This is a genomic window from Mycobacterium kiyosense (assembly GCA_021654635.1).
GTDB lineage: Bacteria > Actinomycetota > Actinomycetes > Mycobacteriales > Mycobacteriaceae > Mycobacterium > Mycobacterium kiyosense.
Genome location: AP025179.1, coordinates 1,357,973 through 1,376,940, shown reverse-complemented (window position 1 = coordinate 1,376,940; position 18,968 = coordinate 1,357,973). Strand labels below are relative to the sequence as shown.

Genomic DNA, 18,968 nt, shown 5'->3' with positions numbered 1-18,968 from the left:
GAGCGACCCCCATCGTAGGTGACGGGCTGCTGCGCGCCGCCGATCGTCAGGCCGAGCGCATCACGCCAGCCTGATCAGCCCGTAGTCGTAGGCGTGCCGGCGATACACCACCGAGGCCTGGTCGGTCTCCTTGTCCAGGAACAGGAAGAAGTCGTGGCCGACGAGTTCCATCTCGTAGAGCGCGTCGTCGACGGACATCGGCTTGGCCGGGTGTTCCTTGGTGCGCACCACCCGTCCCGGCGCGTGGTCGTTGTTCTCCACCTCGGCGCCGTCGTGCGCGTGCGGTTCGGCAGGCTCGGAGTCGAACGCCTTCTCCGACGGCGGGAGCACCGCGGTGGCCTCGGCCAGCGAGACGGGCGTCTTGTCGCCGTAGTGCACCTTGCGGCGATCCTTGCCCCGGCGCAGGCGGTTCTCCAGCTTGGCGACGGCGGATTCCAGGGCGGCGTAGAAGCTGTCGGCGCAGGCCTCCCCGCGTACTACCGGCCCGCGGCCGCGAGCGGTGATCTCCACGCGTTGGCATGCCTTGCGCTGGCGCCGGTTGCGCTCGTGGTCGAGTTCGACGTCGAACAGGTAGATGGTCCGGTCGAACCGCTCACAGCGGGCGAGCTTCTGTGAAACGTAGGTGCGGAAATGGTCGGGGATCTCGACGTTGCGGCCCTTGAACACGATCTCGGCGTTGGCCATCGGCTCGGGCTGGGCTTCGGTCCTGGCGTCGTTCTCAATTCCTGCCGGCTCAAGAACCTGCTCGGAATCCACGGAAAGCCTTGACATTCTTGACAACTCGTTTCTCTCGTCATTTCACACGCACCCTGCGTGTACGGCATTTGAATACGCGCCGACGGGGTAGGAACGGGTTCTCCGCAGGCTGCCCGCCGGAGCAAGAAGTCGAATACTCACCTCCTACCGCGGGTCCTGCTCAACTCGGCAATGTCGCGAACGTAAGTCGAGAATCTGGTGTCGACGTTAGCCCGTGTTCGCCTCCGCGTGCCACCCAATTCGCGGACTCTTTCCGAGTTCTTCATTGTTGGCTACGTCTCACGCCGCCGCGATGGCCAGCACGGCGGCCACCCTCACCCCGGCCGCCTGCAGCACCCGCACCGATTCGGCGGCGGTGGCGCCCGTGGTGACGACGTCGTCGACGACCAGCACTTCGCTTACCGGCGGGCGACCGCGCACCAGCACCCGGCCGGCGACATTGCGTTCCCGAGCCGAGGTGTCCAACCCCACCGAGTCCCGCACCAGCGCACGCATCCGCAGCACCGCGGCGACATCGATGTCCGGATTGCCGGCCACCGCCGTCCTGGCGATCCGGGCGACCGGATCGCCGCCGCGCCGCCGGGCCGCTGAGCGCCGCGTCGGCGCCGGCACCAGGGCCAACGGGAGGTCGACCATGCCCCAACACAACAGCCGGTGCACCGCGGTCGCAAGCGCGTACGCCAGCGGCGCCACCAGATCGCCGCGGCCACGCTCCTTGAGCGCCAGGATCGCCTGCCGCCGGGCACCGCGGTAGCGGCCCAGCGCAAACACCGCAACGCCGGGGTCCACCCGCGGGCTCACCACCAGCGGTTCGCCGGGCGACACCGACAACTCCCGCGCGCACGCGTCGCACCAGCGCACCGCGGGCTCACCACAACCGCCGCACTGCAGCGGCAACACGAGATCGAGCAGACCGGGCATGACCACAGTGTGGGCGGCGGCGGTGACATCGACGCTTGCCCGCAGCCGGACATCACAGCGACGGAGACCCACTTGTGACCAAACCCTGACCGACATGCGTACGCGCGCTTTCACTTTCACGCGTCGCGGCGACCCTACGATCACCAGCGACAGAGCAAATCTTCTAGCCGAGGTGTTGAGAAAGCGCGATGAGGGCGACAATAAGGTCTCTGCTCGTGGTGGTCGCTATCGCCACCACGGTGTTCGCCGGGCGCGCCGATCTGACGCTGATGGCGGTGAACCAGCCCTACCCGGAGATCGCCTCGGTGCTGCCCGCGCGCGGCGCGGTGGTGGGCGTCGCGCACCCGGTGGTGGTGACGTTGCGCGGTCCCGTCGCCGATCGGACAGCGGTGGAACGGACCCTGCGGGTCACGTCGGAGCCCGCGATGACCGGCAGGTTCGAGTGGCTCGACGTCAACGTCGTGCGATGGGTGCCCGACCGCTACTGGCCCGCGCACAGCACGGTGGCGCTGTCGGTGGGCGGCCTGCGCACCGACTTCAAGACCGGCCCTAAGGTCGTCGGCGTCGCCGACGTCGCCAACCACACCTTTACCGTCAGCATCGACGACGTCGCCGCCGGTCCCCCGCCCCCCGCCCTGCCGGCGCCGCATCACCGGCCGCACTGGGGCGAGTCGGGGATCCTGCCCGCCTCGATGGGCAGGCCGGAGTTCCCCACCCCGGTCGGCAACTACACCGTGCTGTCCAAAGACCGCTCGGTGATCATGGACTCGAGTTCGGTCGGCATTCCGGTCAACGACCCCGACGGCTACCGGCTACCGGTCGACTATGCGGTACGCATCACCGACCACGGGCTGTTCGTACACGCGGCGCCCTGGGCCGTCCAATCTATGGGCCTGGAGAACGTCAGCCACGGCTGCATCAGCCTGAGCCCCGCCGACGCCGAGTGGTACTTCGACACCGTGCACGTCGGAGACCCGGTGATCGTGCAGGCCGGAGTCGCGGTCGACCGCAGCGACAAAGAGGTGGACATCCAGCCCTCGACGCTCAACCCCAACCGGCCGCCCAGCTAGAACCGTTCGGACAGCACAAGGGGCGCCGACGACCGACGCGGATTAATTGGGCGAACCACCGGTATCCTGACATGCGGCGTCAGCTACCGAGGGGAGCGGCAAATGGCGACGACGTTGGAATTGGAACTCGAGGCGCTGGGTCGGGCGCGGCCCGCGTTGGCTGCATTGGGCAGCTCGCTGAGGTCGCTTGCCCAGGCCCCGCAGATGAGCGCGACCGCGGATCCGGGCGCTGATTCGCCGTCGCTGGTGGCGGCTCGAGCGGTGAGCAGCCAAACCATTCCTGCGGTGCAGGGGATAATCGCGGACCGGTTCACCGAAGTCGGGGACCTCATCGACATGGCGAGGACGAAGTTCGCCGAGTCCGATCAAACGTTGACAACGGCGATCACCGCCGCCGGCTCCTTACTTCCGCCGAGCCGGTGACCGCCGCGGCGGGCAGCGGCGTCGCGATGGCGAGGAGGGCGCGTTGGTAACCCGCACGCAAATCGACCACGCCAATCCGCAGACCGTGCTGGGCATCGTCAACTCCTGGAAGAACTACGCCAAGGACTTGCTCAGCCGGGCCGACACCTACCGGCAGACCGTAACCCTGCCGGGTGGGCAGCCGTGGTCGGGCGCGACCCGCGACGCGGCGGTCGCGATGGCCGGCAACGACTACACGGCGATCGACCACATGTGCCAGGCGATCGACGCCATGTCCGACACCGCGGCCAACGGCATCAACTTCACCGTCATCCCCAACCTCAACGCGGTCCGCAACAAGATCACCGAGGCGGAGAACAACGGCTTTCACGTCAACGACGATCTGTCGGTCACCGACACCAGGCAGCACAGCGGCGACACCCCCGATCCGGTCCGAACGCAGGACCGCGACAACTACGAGCGTGACATCAAGGCGCTGGCCCAAAAGTGGTGGGACGCCGATCAGGCCGTGGCCGACCAGATCAATAAAGACAAGCAGGGGCTGGCGGCCAATTTCAGCGGCGGCCACATCGCCGAGTCCCCGGATCAGGCCGAGGCCGACGTCCGGGCGGCGCTGTCCGGCAACCAATCCGCGGCTACCCGGGTCAACGCCATTCTGGATTCGATCACCCCGGATCAGCTGGCCGGGAAGGTGCCGCTGACCCCGGCGCAGGCGTCGGTGTTGAGCCAGTTACAGGCCCAAGAGCACGGCATGTCCAAGGATGCGCTGAACGCCACCGAGAAGAAGCTCGGCGATCAAAGCCGGATGATCCCGAATTCGTGGCAGCTGATGAACAACGGAAATCTCCGCTTCCCGAAGACTCCGCTGACCGTCGGCGCCAAGGAGGGGGCGGACATGATGACCGGCGGGTTCGCGCAACTGCCCAGCAGCATCCAGCAGGTGCTGAAGTCGCAACCGGGTGGCGAGGAACGATCCAAAGCGCCGTCGTGGTCGTTTTCGGGGTCGGACTGGGCGCTCACGTCTGCCACGGCCGTGAAAACCGCTGCCAACGATGCCGCGAGCCGGGCGTTCCTCTCCTCCCCGGGCTCGGGTCCGGGCAAGGCGGATCCCGGCATGTTGAAGTGGTTCGAGAACCCCAAGATCGGTGATTTCGAGATCAGGGGTTTCACTCGTGCCAACGGGCTGCTTGCCGCAGCATTCGCGGTACCCGCCGCGATCGGCGACGTCAACGGCGAGGATCACAACTCGATTCCGGAGGCGATAACCCGCGAGGCGGGGGGCGCCGCCATCGGCATCGGCGCGGCGGTGCTGGCGGATATGGCCACGGGTGCGGCGGTCGGAACCTTGATTCCGGTCCCGGGCGTAGGAACCGCAGCCGGGCTGGTGGCGGGAGCCGTAGTCGGTGGCTTGGCTGCAACGGGAGGATCGAAATTGATCGGCCACGCCTGGCATTCCCTGTTCGATTAGAACGCGGCGACAATGAAATTCGACGAGTATGTGAAACGTTCCGGTATCGCCTTGACCGGTGTCGGCCAATTCCCCGGGTTCGTGGTGGAAATAGGTATGCCGGCGGGGTGGGAACCCGAGCGCTCCGCTCCCGGTCTGCGGTTGTGGTGTCACGCCGACGAGAAAGCCGGCGGATCGTTCTGCGCCAACGCCGTGTTGACCACCCACATTGCAGCCGCGGACCTCGATGAGGAGGAGGTGTTCGCAATGCTCGCCGACGAGCAGATGCAATCGGTACCGGGGTGTGAAGAACAGCATCGCGACGTCGCTTCAGCCGACGACGGCATCGGCATTCATGGGCTGCTTGCCCTGCAGATCCCTGCTCATGAGTTCGGCGCGATCGAAAGTGTCTCCCGATCCCGAATCATCAAATACGGACCGGAAACAATGATCGCGCAATTGACTGTGACGGCGCTACTGACCTCGGCGGTAAACCACGACGCTTTCTGGATGACCGTCCGCCCGGGTGCCGCGCCCGCCGGTGTGATTGTGCAAACGCACTCCTCCGGCGGGCAGTGATGACCATGCCTGAGGAGGCACGAATGTCGGGCATCGGGCGGAAACGCCGCTGGGGGATAGTGTTCTTCTACCTCTTCGGCGCAATGCTGTTACTGCTGACGTTGTGGGGTGCGCTGACCGGATTCCCCTGGTACGAATGTCTGCTCCTATCCTGTACAGCTGCCCTGTTCTTGATCGGGCCCCGTCGATTGATCATTCGGGCCGGGATCAAACGAATCGGCGAGAAAATCGTGTGCAGGTACATTCCGGTGTACGAGGGATACGCATATTTCGGGTGCGTTCTGCTACCGGGATTTGGGATCGGAGGCATTGCCGAGGGGCGCGCGTCTCACAATATCGCGTTCACAGTGGGCGGCGTTGTTCTGCTAGCCCTGGCCATGTTGCTGATGTTCGGCGCGGTAATGATGTGGCAACGAAGCTTTCTTTGCATTACCCCAACGACATTGCGGGTTCGCGCTTTTGTCATCGGTGTGGGTGCGGATGCGCGTGTCATGATCGAAATCCCCCGCGAACATATCCAGTCCATCGAGCCCAAAGGCGTGACAAATGGGTACGGCATCCAGGTCGAGGTTGCCTACCGGATTGCCGGCGTCGGCGAAACTACCAAGACCATCGATATCGGCCCGCAGGTCAGCGTTGAACCGGAGAATCTGCTCGACGGCCTGACGATCTGGAGCCGCGGCGAAGGTGCCGATTCTGCGGAATTCATGGATCGGATCGAGCGAACCCTGCGCGGTGCGCCCACCGGGCGCGCACGGGTCGACGGGTGAAATGGCAGGGGCGAACCGCGAACACATCGGCGCCGTCGACCTGATCGATCTGGCTCAGATTTGCGATGCCGAGGGTCTCGACGGATTGCCCTACCCGTTCGCGGAAACTGGGCGCCCCGGCCGCCATACGGCCAATCCGCAAGAGCCGCAGATGTTTTCGCATCGAATCGGCGATGACGATCTGCGCGCCATCCGCCGGTGGGCCCAGGCCTACGCTCGCGCCGACATCTGGGTCGAGTGCCGGGTGCTCTACCGTGCCACCGAGGCCGGAGACATTCCCGACACTCGCATATCGGCGTTGCGCGCCGACCAGTTGGGGTTCTGCGCGGTGCAGCGCCCGCACGAGGACGTGGTCAACGTCTATGAGCTCTCGCCGTACGAATTGGGGTCGGCCGTCGCCGACTCGGTGCCGCTGATCGGGCCTGGCGGCCATTTGCGAATATCCGTGCCCAAGTATGTCGGTTAATTCGCCACACCCACCGGCATCAATCCCACCGCCGACTACGACGAGGACTTCTCCGTCTTGCAACCGGTGACATCGCGAACCGCGGCCGTCACCACCGTTCCGGACGCGCGAGTTGCTTTGATGGATCGCATCGAACAAATCCTGCGCGACCGGTCAACCACGTGGACCCAATGAAGGACAGAGATTCGGTTCCGTGCGCCACGAGTATCCTTGGCCAGCGGCGAGCGCAGTTTCGTGGCGGGGAAGGGGGGGACGTGAGCGAAGCCCCTGCCAACCGTCGCTTAGGCGGCGCTCTGCGTTACGTCATCGGCGCGGGGGTCGGCGTGCTCGCACTATCGGCAGTCCTTGCCGGATCCCCCCTGGTATCAGTGGCTACCCGTTTTCTGCGTCGCCGTTGTCATCGTCGTCAGTGGCCGGGGACGTCCACTTCGGCCGCGGATCGCACGGTCGGGCGACGAAATCGTGTGCCGCTATTCTCCCCTGTACGAGGGCGTCACCTATATCGCAGGCCTGCTGCTGCCAGCATTCGGGGCCGCATCCTTGGGCGCTGGATTCGCGGACCACAACCCGCCATTCGTGATTGGCGGCGTGGTCATCTTCGCCGGGGCGGCCTTGACGATGTTCTTCGTCCTACTAATGTGGCGGCGATGCGTCCTGTACATCAACCCGACGACGCTGCGGGTGCGGGCAGCCGTCATCGGAAAGGATGCGCACGGGCTGGCCGAGATCCGGCGTGACCATGTCCAGACGATCCAGCCCCGGCGAGTACCAAGGACTTTCGGCTTCCAGGTGGAGATTACCTATCGCACTGCGGGCGCCACTGCCGCGACCAAGACCGTCCGGCTCGGCCCGCAGGCAGCGCAGGTCACCGTCGAACCAGTCAATCTGCTCAACGCGTTGACGGCCTGGAAAGAAGGCGCCCACACCGATCCGAGTCAGCAGATGGATCGGGTCGAACATGCTCTGCGCGAACGCGCAACTTGATCGACGTGGCGGGAAGATGAAGAGATGCCAGCGGTAAGCCGCGAACACATCGGCGGCATCGACATCTCCGATCTGGCCCGGATATGCGATGTCCTAGGCCTCGACGGACTGCCCTACCCGTTCGCGGAGACCGGACGCCCGGGCCTGCAAGTATCCAATCCACCAGAGCCACACCGGTTTTCGGACCGGCCCGCCGACGGCGACCTGCGTGGCTTCCACCGGTGGATACAGGCCTACACTCGCGCCGACATCTGGGTCGAGTGCCGGGTGCTCTACCGTGCCACCGAGGCCGGAGACATTCCCGACACTCGCATATCGGCGTTGCGCGCCGACCAGTTGGGATTCTGCGCGGTGCAGCGCCCCGACCTGGATGTGGTGGACGTGTATGAGCTCGCGCCCTACGACCTGGGGGCCGCCATTGCCAACTCGGTGCCGCTGATCGGCCCCGGTCGACACTCGCAAATCACCATTCCCAAGTACGTCGACTACTTCGCCGATTCCACCACCGCCGATGCCGACACCGCGGACGACGACTACACGTTCTCAGTCCTGGAACCCGTCACGTCCCGGAGCGCGACCGTCACTGTCCCGGACGCAGGAGTAGCAGCCGTGGGCACCATCCAGTCACATTGGGAACCCGCCCGCTCCTGGGGCATGGACTGGGCCAAGAGCCTCGTCGCCTGGGTGCAGATCAGCGACGACGGCGACTACGTCTACGTACCGGACTTCAGCCACGCGGTACCCGCCACCGAACGCAAACTCGCCGACCGTATCGACGACCTGATCGCCGCGGACGTCGCCGTCCTACGCCGGCGGCGCGGAATCACCTAGCGCCTAGTTGACCCCGCCGCCCGCGCACACCGGCACCGCCGTCCGCGACCCGGCCAGCACCGCCGGGATGGGCGCGGTCGGTTCCGGCGGCGGCGGCCCGGGCAGCACCACCGGGGCGGCGGTGGCAGCCAGCGAGGGCGGCGGAGCGGTCGGTGCGCCCTTGCCGGTACCGGCGGCCTGGATCAGCGGTGCGGCAGGCACGACATCCGCCGGCAGGGCACCCGCGCCCGCACCCGCAACCGGCACGACAGGCGCGACCGGCACCACCGGGGCGACCGGCACCACGGGGGCGACCGGCACCACCGGAGCGACCGGTGCAACCGGCACCACCGGAGCAACCGGCACCGGCCCGGGCAAGACCACGGGTGCAGCCAACGGCACCAGCGGAGCCGCGAACTGCTCGAGGCACGACCCCCCGCCGCCGGTGGGCCGGGGCGCGGCCGCCGCACTCGGGCTCAATGCCAGCACAGCTCCGAAGACGCCCGCGCCGGCAAAGAGCGCAACGCAGAATCGATCCCTTATCAGCAACGCGACCCCGTCCATCCCGATTCATTGCCCCCGCAATTAACTGACAACCGGGAACCGTATACGCGCGCCGAATTCCCGCCTAGAGCGGTGACCTGTCGGATATCGAACCGATACGCCACACCTGCCGTGCCGTTACGGTTGCTCTCCCAAAGGGTGATGTCCCAGCCGATTTCGGGTGGAAAGCGCCTCTCCGGGCGCCCGGCGACGAGCTGGCGAATTGCCGGCCGTGATTGCGCACCAGCAAATTCCGGCATCGAATTACATAACCGTAATTTACATCAATGTAATTCGAGCGCGAGTTAGTCGGAACCCCACCACAGCGAAGGCCAACTGAAATCGCGCACACCCTGGCTGAGCCGGGTGATCAGGTTCTCCAGGGCCGGCAGCGACAACTCCATCCGCCACTCCGGCAGCAGGCCGGACACCTGCACCGCGCCCGGGGTGAGCTCGACGCCGGTGATCATCAGCCCGTGCGGCAACTCCGGCAACGGCACCTGATAGGCCGGCGTGCGCTGCGGCAGCCGCCACCTACGCTGCCCCGCCACCAGCGCCCGCGGACGCAACCACAACGTCGACCCGGTCACGTCGGCATCGATCTCCAGACCACCCCAACTCGGCCGGCGCGCCCAGCGCAGTCGCGCCGTACCGTCGTCGCCCATCTCGCTGTCCAACTGGGGCGCCGCCTGCCGCAACACGTCGTCGAAGATGTCCTTGGCCAACTCGGTGGACAACTCCGTCGGCGCCGCCACCACCAGCGGCGGCACCCCGGGACGGATGTGCACATTGCGCAGCACGGCGACGGCGCTCTGCAAATGGTGCTCGTCCCACCGGATATCGCGCGCGGCCACCCGAACCTCGCCCAGCTGACCGACCGGCAGGCCCTGCGGGTCCAACGCGGACTCCAACTCGGTGACGGTCAGCGTCACATCGTGCTCACCGATGCGCACCGTGACTTCCTTGCCGACGAGCAACTGCTGCAATGTGGCGAACAACGTCCGGTACGGCACCGACGCCGCCTGGGCGGCCCCCGCGCTCACCGACGAGAACCACAGCGAGGCCAGCGCGTCCAGCGCACGCAGCGGGTCATCCCAGCGCAGAAACGGAACCTTCGGCGACATCGGCAAGCGCCTCCTCTGTGCGAGGGTAACCGCCGCGCTCAGCCGGGCAATACCGGTGCCGCGCCGCCGATCATCAGCCCGGCCACCTCCGACCAGCCCTGCTGATTCTCGGCGGCCGCCGCCGAATACATCAGCACCCCTTGCGGACCGGCGACGTACACCGTGGACGGGTTCGCCGCGATCGCGAACAACGGAATCTGCAGGCCACGCGACGGCGCGTCGGAATTGACCCCGTCGAGGTTCACATAGGAGACCGGATGCGTGGCGTCGTTGCGGGTCACCACCACGTCGTCACCGGTGCGCCAGTACAACGACACCACCGAGGTGCCCAGCCCGAAGCCCAGCCGCCGCGGGTAGGTCAGCGCGAACTGCCCGGCCTGCGTCTGTTCGACGCCGGCCAGGATCACCTGTCCCCCAATCACCATCGCCGCCCGCGTCCCGTCCCGGGACAGCTGCAGGTCGGTGATCGGGCCGGGGAAACGACTCGAGACGGCGGTCGAATCCACCGGGATGCGCGCCGGCTGACCCGATGCCGGCTCCGGGATCGCCCGCAGCACGTTGTTGGCGTCGACCACCACCCAGACCGCGTCGTCCAGCGACCAACTCGGCCGCGACAAGTTGTGCCCGTCGGCGGACTGTACCGCCTCGCCGCCCACATCCCCGATCCACAACGACGCCGCCATGTCCGGGGCGCCGCGACGCAACGTCACCACTGAGGCCACCTGCCGGCCGTTGCGGGACAGCGCGGCCCCGGTCTGGTCCCCCATCCGCCCGAACGCACCGGGCACCGTGGTGATCTGCTGACCGTCCAGCCCCACCAGCGACCCGTTGACCAAGGCGTGCAGGCCCGCGCCGGCACCGTCGGCCACCCCGGGGTCGGTGGCCGCGACATCGGAGGTGGTCCAGCCCTCGGCGAAGCGGTCTTCGAGCGGGGCGCCGTCGGCGTTGATCACATACGGTCCGCGGATATCGGCGCGCGCCAGCGTCCAAATGATCTGCGCGGCAAGCAATTGCCGGCTGTGCGGGTCGGTAGTGGCCAGCTTTTCCAGGTCGACGCGGGCGCCGCCGTACCCCTTGCCGACGCCGCTCTTGCCGCCGTCGGCGCGGGTCACCGGGCCGCGCAGCCGCAGCGGCGGGGCCAGCAGGTTGCGCACCGTGTGCGCCATCTCCGGGCGGGGCCCGGCCAACAACTTGGACACCAACTCGGTGGCCAGCTGGTCGTGGTCGGACACCGCGACGTAGCGCGGATCGGGCGCCACGGTCTTGCCGGTCGGGTCGGCGAAATAGAGCGTGTTGCGTTTGTAGGTGGCCTGGAACTGCTGCCAGTCCAGAAAGACCCCGTTGGGCAGTTTGTCGATGCGCCAGCCGCCGGAGGTCTTGACCAACTCGATCGGGCCCGGATCGGGCAATTGCCCCTCCGCCGTCTCGAAGACGCCCACGTCGGACAGCGAACCCAGGATGTCGGCCCGCATAGTGGCCGAAACACGCTCGGAGCCACGGGTTTCCACGAACACCACATGGTCGATGAGCAGGGCGCTACCGGCGTCGTCCCAGCCGTTGGAGGCCGACTGGGTGAGGAACTGCCGCGCCGCCAGATGCCGGTTGGCCGGGTCGGCGGTGGCCTTGAGGAATTCCCGCAGCAGCACGTCGGGATCCATGCCGGGGGTCGGCTTGGGCAGGTTCGACGGCGCCGGCCGGTCCACGGTGCCGATCGCCTGTGGGGCCGACGAGCTCGGCACGCTCGCGCAGCCGGCCAGCAGGCCGGCCGCCAGCAGCAGAACAAAAAGCTTGCGCAGCAACATCATCCGCTCCGGTCGGCGTGCTCGCGGTGCCGGGTGAGGGGCTGCGGGCCGGTCGGGGTCAACGGCTGCGGACCGGACTGGGCGGCGGACGGCGGGATGGGTTTCATCGGCAGCGGACTGGTGGTCACCTTGTGCCCGCGCACCAGCGGAAGGGTCAGCCGGAAGCACGCGCCCTCGCCCGGTTCGCCCCAGGCCTCCAGCCGGCCCTGGTGCAGCCGCGCGTCCTCGATGCTGATCGCCAGCCCCAGGCCGGTACCGCCGGAACGCCGCACCCGCGACGGGTCCGACCGCCAGAACCGGCTGAACACCAGCTTCTCCTCACCCGGCCGCAACCCGACACCGTAGTCGCGCACGGTGACCGCGACCGTGTCCTCGTCGGCGGCCATCCGGATCCGCACCGGCTTGTGCTCGGCGTGGTCGATCGCGTTGGCGATCAGGTTGCGCAGGATGCGCTCCACCCGGCGCGCATCGACCTCGGCGATCACCTCCTCGGTCGGCATATCCACCAGCAACTCGATGCCGGCCTCCTCGGCGAGGTGACCGACATTGCCCAGCGCGCTGTTGACGGTGGTGCGCAGATCGACCGCCTCCACCGACAGTTCGGCCACCCCGGCGTCGTGGCGGGAGATCTCCAGCAGGTCGTTGAGCAGGCTCTCGAACCGGTCCAGCTCGTTGACCATCAACTCGGTGGAGCGGCGCAGCGCCGGGTCCAGGTCGGCGCTGTGGTCGTAGATCAGGTCCGCGGCCATCCGCACCGTGGTCAGCGGCGTGCGCAACTCGTGGCTGACGTCGGAGGTGAAGCGGCGCTGCAGGTTACCGAACTCCTCGAGCTGGGTGATCTGCCGCGACAAGCTCTCGGCCATGTCGTTGAACGACACCGCCAGCCGCGCCATGTCGTCCTCACCGCGCACCGGCATCCGCTCGGACAGGTGGCCTTCGGCGAACCGCTCGGCGATCCGCGACGCCGACCGCACCGGGTTCACCACCTGCCGCGAGACCAGCAGCGCGATCCCGGCCAGCAGCAACAGCAGCACCAGCCCGCCGGTGGCCATCGTGCTGCGCACCAGGGTGATGGTGGCCTGCTCGTTGGCCAGCGGGAAGATCAGGTACAGCTCCAGGTTGGCCACCCGCGACGACGTCGGCGAGCCGACGATCAGTGCCGGCCCGGAGAAGCCCTCGGTGTGCACGGTGGCGTACTGGTAAGCCGCCTGCCCCGCCTTGACGAACCCGCGCAGCGCACTGGGCACCTGGTCCACCGGCCCGGCGGTGGAGGCCGCCCGCGGTCCGTCGCCGCCCGCGGTCCGTCGCCGCCCGCGGTCCGTCGCCGGGCACCATCAGTACCGCGTCGAACGCACCGGCCAGGCCGGCACCGGAGGCGGGATCGGTCTTCGACGTCAGCGTGTTGCGGGCCAACTGCAGGCTGCTGTCCAGCGAGCGGGTCTCCTCGCCGTTGACTATCCCGCTGACGGTGTTGCGGGCCCGCTCGATCTGGTCGATTGCGGCCTTGACCTTGATGTCGAGCACCCGGTTGGTGACCTGACTGGTCAGCACGAAACCCAACGCCAGGATCACCGCCAGTGACAGCCCCAGGGTCAGCGCGACCACCCGCAACTGCAGCGACCTGCGCCAAATGACCGCGACCGCACGGCTCAGCGCGCTCAACCCGCGCGGCAAAGGGCCGGATCGACCCCAGCGGCCTCGACTACGTCGTGGAGAGCGCCATATCAATGCCGCCACTCCTCAGCATCGGATCACGGAGGTCCGGCCTTGTAACCCACTCCCTCGAACGGTGAGAACCACGGTCGGGTTCTCCGGGTCTTTCTCGACCTTGGCGCGCAGGCGCTGGACGTGCACGTTCACCAGGCGGGTGTCCGCCGGGTGCCGGTATCCCCACACCTGTTCGAGCAGCACATCACGAGTAAACACCTGGCGGGGTTTGCGCGCCAACGCGACCAGCAGGTCGAACTCGAGCGGCGTCAGCGAGATCTGCTCGCCGTTGCGGGTGACCTTGTGCGCCGGCACGTCGATGTCGACGTCGGCGATGGACAGCATCTCGGCGGGCTCGTCGTCGTTGCGGCGCAGCCGCGCCCGCACCCGCGCCACCAGCTCCTTGGGCTTGAACGGCTTCATGATGTAGTCGTCGGCACCCGACTCCAGGCCCAGCACCACGTCGACGGTGTCGGTCTTGGCGGTCAGCATGACGATCGGGACACCCGAATCGGCGCGCAACACCCGGCAGACGTCGATGCCGTTCATGCCGGGCAGCATCAAGTCCAGCAGCACCAGGTCGGGCCGCAGCTCGCGGACCGCGGTCAGGGCCTGGGTACCGTCGCCGATGACGGCGGTGTCGAAACCCTCCCCACGCAACACGATGGTGAGCATCTCGGCGAGCGAAGCGTCGTCGTCGACAACCAGAATCCTTTGCCTCATGGCCTCCATGGTGTCACCAGTTCCGGACAAACCCCGGACACCACGCGCGTGTTTCTTGATTGATCACCGCAAAACGCACCGAAATTGTGCTATTCAGCCCTCAGCGTGACGGCCAGCGCGCCCGGATCGACGTCCGCGCCGACCACGAGCCACCGTCCGCACCACTGCCCGGCGGCCAGCTCTTCGTACACCGCGCCGGTGCGGCGCTGCAGTCCGTCGTCGCGTTCGTAGCTGTCCCGCGCCCGGCCCGGATCGCTGTCCGCCCGGCTGCGGGCCCGCTGCCCGGCGAGTTCGGACGGCACCGCGAGCAGGATCTGCCAGTCCGGGACGGGCAGCCCCAGCCGCTCGTATTCCAGGCGGCGCACCCAACTCACCGCCGCGCCCGACGCGTCCTGACGCAGCCGCGCCGCGCTGTAGGCGGCGTTGGAGGCAACATAACGATCCAGGATCAGCACGTCGTGCTGGTGGCGCAGCCGCTCGAGATCCGGCGCCGCCCCGGCCCGGTCCAGCGCGAACAGCGTCGCCATCGCATACACCGAGTCGGCGAGGTCGCCATGTTGGCCGTGCAACGCCTCGGCGGCCAGGTCCGCGGTGATCGACTGCCCGTAGCGCGGAAAAGCCAGCGTGGCCACCGACCTGCCGTCCGCCTCGATCGAGGCCTTCAGCCCGTCGGTCAACGTCCGCTTGCCGGAGCCGTCGACACCCTCGATCGCGATCAGCATGGCCGGCGTCCGGCGAACCCGGCGACCCCGGCGAACCCGGCGACCCCGGCGTACCCGGCGTACCCGGCAGCCGTCACGCTGGCGTGACGCTCGGCGCTGCGTGCCACGCTGGCGTGACGCTCGGCGGGAAGGCGGGGTCCGGCGGGACTCAGTAGCGGTAGTGGTCCGGCTTGTACGGGCCCTCGACGTCGACGCCCAGGTACTCGGCCTGCTCCTTGGTCAGCTTGGTCAGCTTGCCACCCAGCGCCTCGACGTGGATGCGGGCCACCTTCTCGTCGAGGTGCTTGGGCAGCCGGTACACCTCGTTGTCGTACTCGTCGTTCTTGGTCCACAGCTCGATCTGCGCGATCGTCTGGTTGGCGAAGCTGTTGCTCATCACGAACGACGGGTGCCCGGTGGCATTGCCCAGGTTCAGCAGCCGGCCCTCGGACAGCACGATGATCGAGCGGCCGGTGTCACCGAAGGTCCACAGGTCGACCTGCGGCTTGATGTTCAGCTTGGTCGCACCGGAGCGCTCCAGCGCCGCCATGTCGATCTCATTGTCGAAGTGGCCGATGTTGCCCAGGATGGCGTGATCCTTCATCGCCTTCATGTGCTCGAGGGAGATGATGTCCTTGTTGCCGGTGGAGGTGATCACGATGTCGGCGTTGGCGATCGCGTCCTCGACGGTCACCACGTCGTAGCCCTCCATCAGCGCCTGCAAGGCATTGATGGGGTCGATCTCGGTCACCGAGACGCGCGCACCCTGGCCCTTGGCGGCCTCCGCACAGCCCTTGCCGACGTCGCCGAAGCCACAGATCAGCACGTTCTTGCCGCCGATCAGCGCGTCGGTGCCGCGGTTGATGCCGTCGAGCAGCGAGTGCCGGGTGCCGTACTTGTTGTCGAACTTGGACTTGGTGACCGAGTCGTTGACGTTGATCGCCGGGAAGGCCAGGTCGCCGGCGGCGGCGAACTGATACAGCCGCAGCACACCTGTGGTGGTCTCCTCGGTGACACCCTTGACCGACTCGGCGATCCTGGTCCACTTGGTCTTATCGGTCTCGAAGCGGTTGCGCAGCACGCTGAGGAAGACCTTCCACTCCGCGGAGTCGTCCTCCTCGGCGGGGGGGCACCACCCCGGCCTTCTCGTACTGCATGCCGCGCAACACCATCATGGTGGCGTCGCCGCCGTCGTCCAGGATCATGTTCGCCGGCTCACCCTCCCAGGTGAGCATCTGCTCGGCGCACCACCAGTATTCCTCGAGCGTCTCGCCCTTCCAGGCGAACACCGGCACACCCTTGGGCTCCTCGGGGGTGCCGTGCTTGCCGACGACGACCGCCGCCGCCGCGTGGTCCTGAGTGGAGAAGATGTTGCACGACGCCCATCGGACCTCGGCACCGAGGCTGGTCAGGGTTTCGATCAGCACCGCGGTCTGCACGGTCATGTGCAGCGAACCCGAGATCCGGGCCCCCCTTCAGCGGCTGCACCTCGGCGTACTCGCGGCGCAGCGACATCAGACCGGGCATCTCGTACTCGGCCAGGTCGAGTTCCTTGCGCCCGAACTCCGCCAGCGAGAGGTCAGCGACCTTGAAGTCGATGCCGTTGAGCACGTCGGGAGTCAGCGAATTTCCGGGGGCCATGGTCGTAATACATCCTTCTCGGGGTTCTTCGGGTTCTTGAGGCGTCTGTGGTCAAAACGGAGCCGGGCGGCTAGCAGCGCCTCGGATTGCTCCTCAGCCACTGTAGCCGCCCGGTTCGGACGCGCCGGACGCTAGGGGACGTTCACCACCCCGTGCCGCTCCGCGAACGGCGCCATCAGCCGGGCCAGGTCCGCGGCGACGTCGTGGTCGGATTCCGGCGGCATGGGCACGTAGCTCAAGCACAACCGGACGATCGCCCGCGACAGGACGTTGGCGTCGTCGTCGCTGGTCGCCAGCCAGGTCTGGGTGAAGGCCGTCGCCAACCGCGCCGAGGCGCGGTTGATGATGGGCGCGCTGTCGGTGGTGATCAGCTGCAGCAGGTCGGGCTTGGCCACCCCGGACAGCAGCGACTGCACCAGCGGGTCGGCGGCCGACTCGGCGAAGAAGGCCCGAAAACCCTGCAGGAACGACTCGTAGATGTTGCCGATGTTGGCGTCCAGCGCCGTCCTGACGGTGTCGACCAGCCGGTCGGCCAGGCGCAGCGCGTAGCCCTGAGCCAGGCCCTGGCGGGAGCCGAACTCGTTGTAGATGGTCTGCCGGCTGATGCCGGCGGCCCTGGCCACGTCCGAGAGCGTGATCGCCGACCAGTCGCGAGTCAGCAGCAGGTCCCGCATCGCGTCGAGAACCGAATCACGTAGCAGGGCCCGGGACGCCTCCGCGTAAGGAATTCGCTTCACAGGCGCGACAGTAGCCGTTTTCGGCACGAAGTTGGTGCCGATCATGACCGGGCCACCTCCACCATCACGAAGTCCGCCTTGGCCGCACCGCAGTCCGGGCAGCTCCAGTCCTCCGGGATGTCCGCCCAGCGGGTGCCGGGCGCGATGCCGTCCTCCGGCCAGCCCAGCTCCTCGTCGTACTCGAACCCGCACTGGACGCACTGGTAGAGCTTGTAGTCATTCATCGGAGTTCTAACCTTCTGGACGAGTTCGAAATCGGGCTTCTCGCGGACGGCGCAGTCCGGACAACACCAGTCTTCGGGGATCTGGTCCCAGCCGGTTCCGGCCGGAAATCCTTCTCGGGCATCGCCTTTGGCCTCGTCGTAGACGTACTCGCAGACGGGGCACCGGTACGCGGCCGTCATGCTCGGGCCGTTTCGGTGGCGCCGTACTTCGCGTACAGCTTCCGGCGCAACCTCGGCTGCACGTTGACCTTGGTGATGTCGCCGTCGTAGTGCGCGAGCACCCGGTGGTCCATCACCTTGCGCCACAGCGGCGGGAAGTAGGTCAGCGAGATCATCGAGGCGTAACCGCTGGGCAGGTTCGGCGAACCCGCCATGCTGCGCAGCGTCTGGTAGCGCCGGGTGGGATTGGCGTGGTGATCGCTGTGCCGCTGCAGGTGGTACAGGAACAGGTTGGTCACGATGTGGTCGGAGTTCCAGCTGTGCACCGGGGCGCAGCGTTCGTAGCGGCCGTTAGCGTTGCGCTGCCGCAGCAGGCCGTAGTGCTCGAGGTAGTTGACGGCTTCGAGCAGGCTGAAGCCGAAGACGGCCTGGATGGCCAGGAACGGGACCACGCCGACACCGAAGGCCGCGATCAGCGCGCCGAACAGCACCACCGTCATCATCCAGGCGTTGAGCACGTCGTTGCCCAGGTAGGTGCGCGGGTCCCAGGGGCTCTTGCCGAGCCGGCGGATCCGCTGCGCCTCGAGGTGAACCGACGAGCGGGCGCTGCCGATGACACTGCGCGGCAGGAATTCCCAGAAGGTCTCGCCGAACCGGGACGACGCCGGGTCCTCCGGAGTGGAGACGCGGACGTGGTGGCCCCGGTTGTGCTCGATGTAGAAGTGGCCGTAGGCCGTCTGCGCCAGCGTGATCTTGGACAGCCAGCGCTCTAGCGAGTCCTTCTTGTGCCCCATCTCGTGCGCGGTGTTGATGCCGACGCCACCGAGCACGCCGACCGAAAGGGCCACGCCGATCTTGCCGAACCAGCCCAATCCACCCTCGAAGCCCAGCCAGCTGAGGTTGGAGGCGGTGAACAGGTAGGCGCCCAGCACCACGCTGGCGTACTGGAACGGAATGTAGATGTAGGTGCAGTAGCGGTAGTACTTGTCGTTCTCCAGCCGCTCCATCACCTCGTCGGGCGGGTTCTGGCCGTCCGGGCCGAAGAACCGGTCCAGCGCCGGCAACAGGATGTAGAGCAGGATCGGGCCGATCCACAGCGGCACCTGGGCCGTGGTCTGCCAGCCGAGCCGGTTGAACGCCCAGACCAGCGGCAGCATCACGAACAGCGCGGTGGGGGCGATCAGGCCCATCAGCCACAGGTAACGCTTCTTGTCGCGCCATTCGATCGTGGTCTCGATGGTTTCCGTCGTATCCGTCGTCATATGCCAAACCTCCTTGTGAGTCACACCACCTTGAGATTGGACAATACGATAGGTTGCGTCTCCTGTCTAGACACATAGCCACGTTTTGTAAACCAGATATTCAAATCTGTGAGTTGTGT

17 protein-coding genes and 4 pseudogenes are annotated in these 18,968 nt (G+C 67.2%); 8 read left to right on the top strand and 13 right to left on the bottom strand.

Features of this window, described 5'->3' with window-relative positions:
• Positions 1–60 precede the first annotated feature (60 nt).
• Together hpf and L6444_RS06515 are read right to left on the bottom strand one after the other, a co-directional pair.
• Positions 61–684 carry a ribosome hibernation-promoting factor, HPF/YfiA family gene (gene hpf, locus L6444_RS06520; RefSeq protein WP_236983876.1) on the bottom strand — a complete coding sequence of 208 codons (624 nt, stop codon included), beginning with the start codon at positions 682–684 and terminating at the stop codon, positions 61–63.
• Positions 685–1,035: 351 nt separating this feature from the next.
• Positions 1,036–1,668 carry a ComF family protein gene (locus tag L6444_RS06515; protein ID WP_236983875.1) on the bottom strand — a complete coding sequence of 211 codons (633 nt, stop codon included), beginning with the start codon at positions 1,666–1,668 and terminating at the stop codon, positions 1,036–1,038.
• Positions 1,669–1,865: 197 nt separating this feature from the next.
• Between L6444_RS06515 and L6444_RS06510 the strand changes: the two genes are divergently transcribed.
• The 8 genes from L6444_RS06510 to L6444_RS06475 all read left to right on the top strand — a co-directional run bounded on the left by L6444_RS06510 (position 1,866) and on the right by L6444_RS06475 (position 8,247).
• A complete protein-coding gene (locus L6444_RS06510; protein ID WP_236981397.1) occupies positions 1,866–2,747 on the top strand; it encodes a L,D-transpeptidase in 882 nt (293 codons plus the stop codon).
• Positions 2,748–2,849: 102 nt separating this feature from the next.
• Positions 2,850–3,170 carry a hypothetical protein gene (locus L6444_RS06505; protein WP_236981396.1) on the top strand — a complete coding sequence of 107 codons (321 nt, stop codon included), beginning with the start codon at positions 2,850–2,852 and terminating at the stop codon, positions 3,168–3,170.
• 43 nt (positions 3,171–3,213) lie between these two features.
• Complete coding sequence (locus tag L6444_RS30985) at positions 3,214–4,638, top strand: TPR repeat region-containing protein (RefSeq protein WP_444980220.1); 1,425 nt, start codon at positions 3,214–3,216, stop codon at positions 4,636–4,638.
• A gap of 12 nt (positions 4,639–4,650) precedes the next feature.
• On the top strand, positions 4,651–5,196 hold the full coding sequence (locus tag L6444_RS06495; RefSeq protein WP_236981395.1) for a hypothetical protein: 546 nt from the start codon (positions 4,651–4,653) through the stop codon (positions 5,194–5,196).
• Positions 5,197–5,219: 23 nt separating this feature from the next.
• Positions 5,220–5,966, top strand: a complete 747-nt coding sequence (locus tag L6444_RS06490; RefSeq protein WP_236981394.1) for a hypothetical protein — start codon at positions 5,220–5,222, stop codon at positions 5,964–5,966.
• A 1-nt stretch (position 5,967) separates the two neighbouring features.
• On the top strand, positions 5,968–6,432 hold the full coding sequence (locus L6444_RS06485) for an ESX secretion-associated protein EspG (protein WP_236981393.1): 465 nt from the start codon (positions 5,968–5,970) through the stop codon (positions 6,430–6,432).
• Between the two features lie 345 nt (positions 6,433–6,777).
• The gene (locus L6444_RS06480; protein ID WP_236981392.1) at positions 6,778–7,416 is read left to right on the top strand and encodes a hypothetical protein; all 639 of its coding nucleotides are present in this window, start codon (positions 6,778–6,780) and stop codon (positions 7,414–7,416) included.
• A gap of 24 nt (positions 7,417–7,440) precedes the next feature.
• Entirely contained in the window at positions 7,441–8,247 is an 807-nt protein-coding gene (locus L6444_RS06475) for an ESX secretion-associated protein EspG (RefSeq protein ID WP_236981391.1), read from the top strand.
• 3 nt (positions 8,248–8,250) lie between these two features.
• On the opposite strand, the gene L6444_RS06470 is transcribed toward L6444_RS06475, so the two are convergent.
• From L6444_RS06470 to L6444_RS06420, 11 genes and pseudogenes are all read right to left on the bottom strand, one after another.
• Positions 8,251–8,790: a hypothetical protein gene (locus L6444_RS06470; RefSeq protein ID WP_236981390.1), complete on the bottom strand. Its 540-nt coding sequence runs from the start codon at positions 8,788–8,790 to the stop codon at positions 8,251–8,253.
• 284 nt (positions 8,791–9,074) lie between these two features.
• Positions 9,075–9,893: an LmeA family phospholipid-binding protein gene (locus L6444_RS06465; protein WP_236981389.1), complete on the bottom strand. Its 819-nt coding sequence runs from the start codon at positions 9,891–9,893 to the stop codon at positions 9,075–9,077.
• 38 nt (positions 9,894–9,931) lie between these two features.
• Positions 9,932–11,695, bottom strand: a complete 1,764-nt coding sequence (gene lpqB / locus L6444_RS06460; protein WP_236981388.1) for an MtrAB system accessory lipoprotein LpqB — start codon at positions 11,693–11,695, stop codon at positions 9,932–9,934.
• Positions 11,695–13,423, bottom strand: a pseudogene (gene mtrB, locus L6444_RS06455) (MtrAB system histidine kinase MtrB). The gene lpqB and the pseudogene mtrB overlap by 1 nt, the downstream one beginning before the upstream one ends.
• 23 nt (positions 13,424–13,446) lie before the next feature.
• Positions 13,447–14,134, bottom strand: a pseudogene (gene mtrA, locus L6444_RS06450) (two-component system response regulator MtrA).
• 80 nt (positions 14,135–14,214) lie between these two features.
• On the bottom strand, positions 14,215–14,847 hold the full coding sequence (locus tag L6444_RS06445) for a dTMP kinase (protein ID WP_236981387.1): 633 nt from the start codon (positions 14,845–14,847) through the stop codon (positions 14,215–14,217).
• Between the two features lie 148 nt (positions 14,848–14,995).
• A pseudogene (ahcY, locus tag L6444_RS06440) lies at positions 14,996–16,467 on the bottom strand (adenosylhomocysteinase).
• A gap of 131 nt (positions 16,468–16,598) precedes the next feature.
• Positions 16,599–17,249 (bottom strand): TetR family transcriptional regulator AlkX, encoded by a 651-nt coding sequence (alkX, locus tag L6444_RS06435; protein WP_236981386.1) that lies wholly within the window; start codon positions 17,247–17,249, stop codon positions 16,599–16,601.
• Entirely contained in the window at positions 17,246–17,428 is a 183-nt protein-coding gene (locus L6444_RS06430; protein ID WP_236983874.1) for a rubredoxin, read from the bottom strand. The genes alkX and L6444_RS06430 overlap by 4 nt, the downstream gene beginning before the upstream one ends.
• Positions 17,429–17,446: 18 nt before the next feature.
• A pseudogene (locus L6444_RS06425) lies at positions 17,447–17,608 on the bottom strand (rubredoxin); the annotation flags it as partial.
• Positions 17,605–18,849: an alkane 1-monooxygenase gene (locus tag L6444_RS06420; protein WP_236981385.1), complete on the bottom strand. Its 1,245-nt coding sequence runs from the start codon at positions 18,847–18,849 to the stop codon at positions 17,605–17,607. The gene L6444_RS06420 and the pseudogene L6444_RS06425, both read right to left, overlap by 4 nt.
• Between the last annotated feature and the right edge of the window lie 119 nt (positions 18,850–18,968).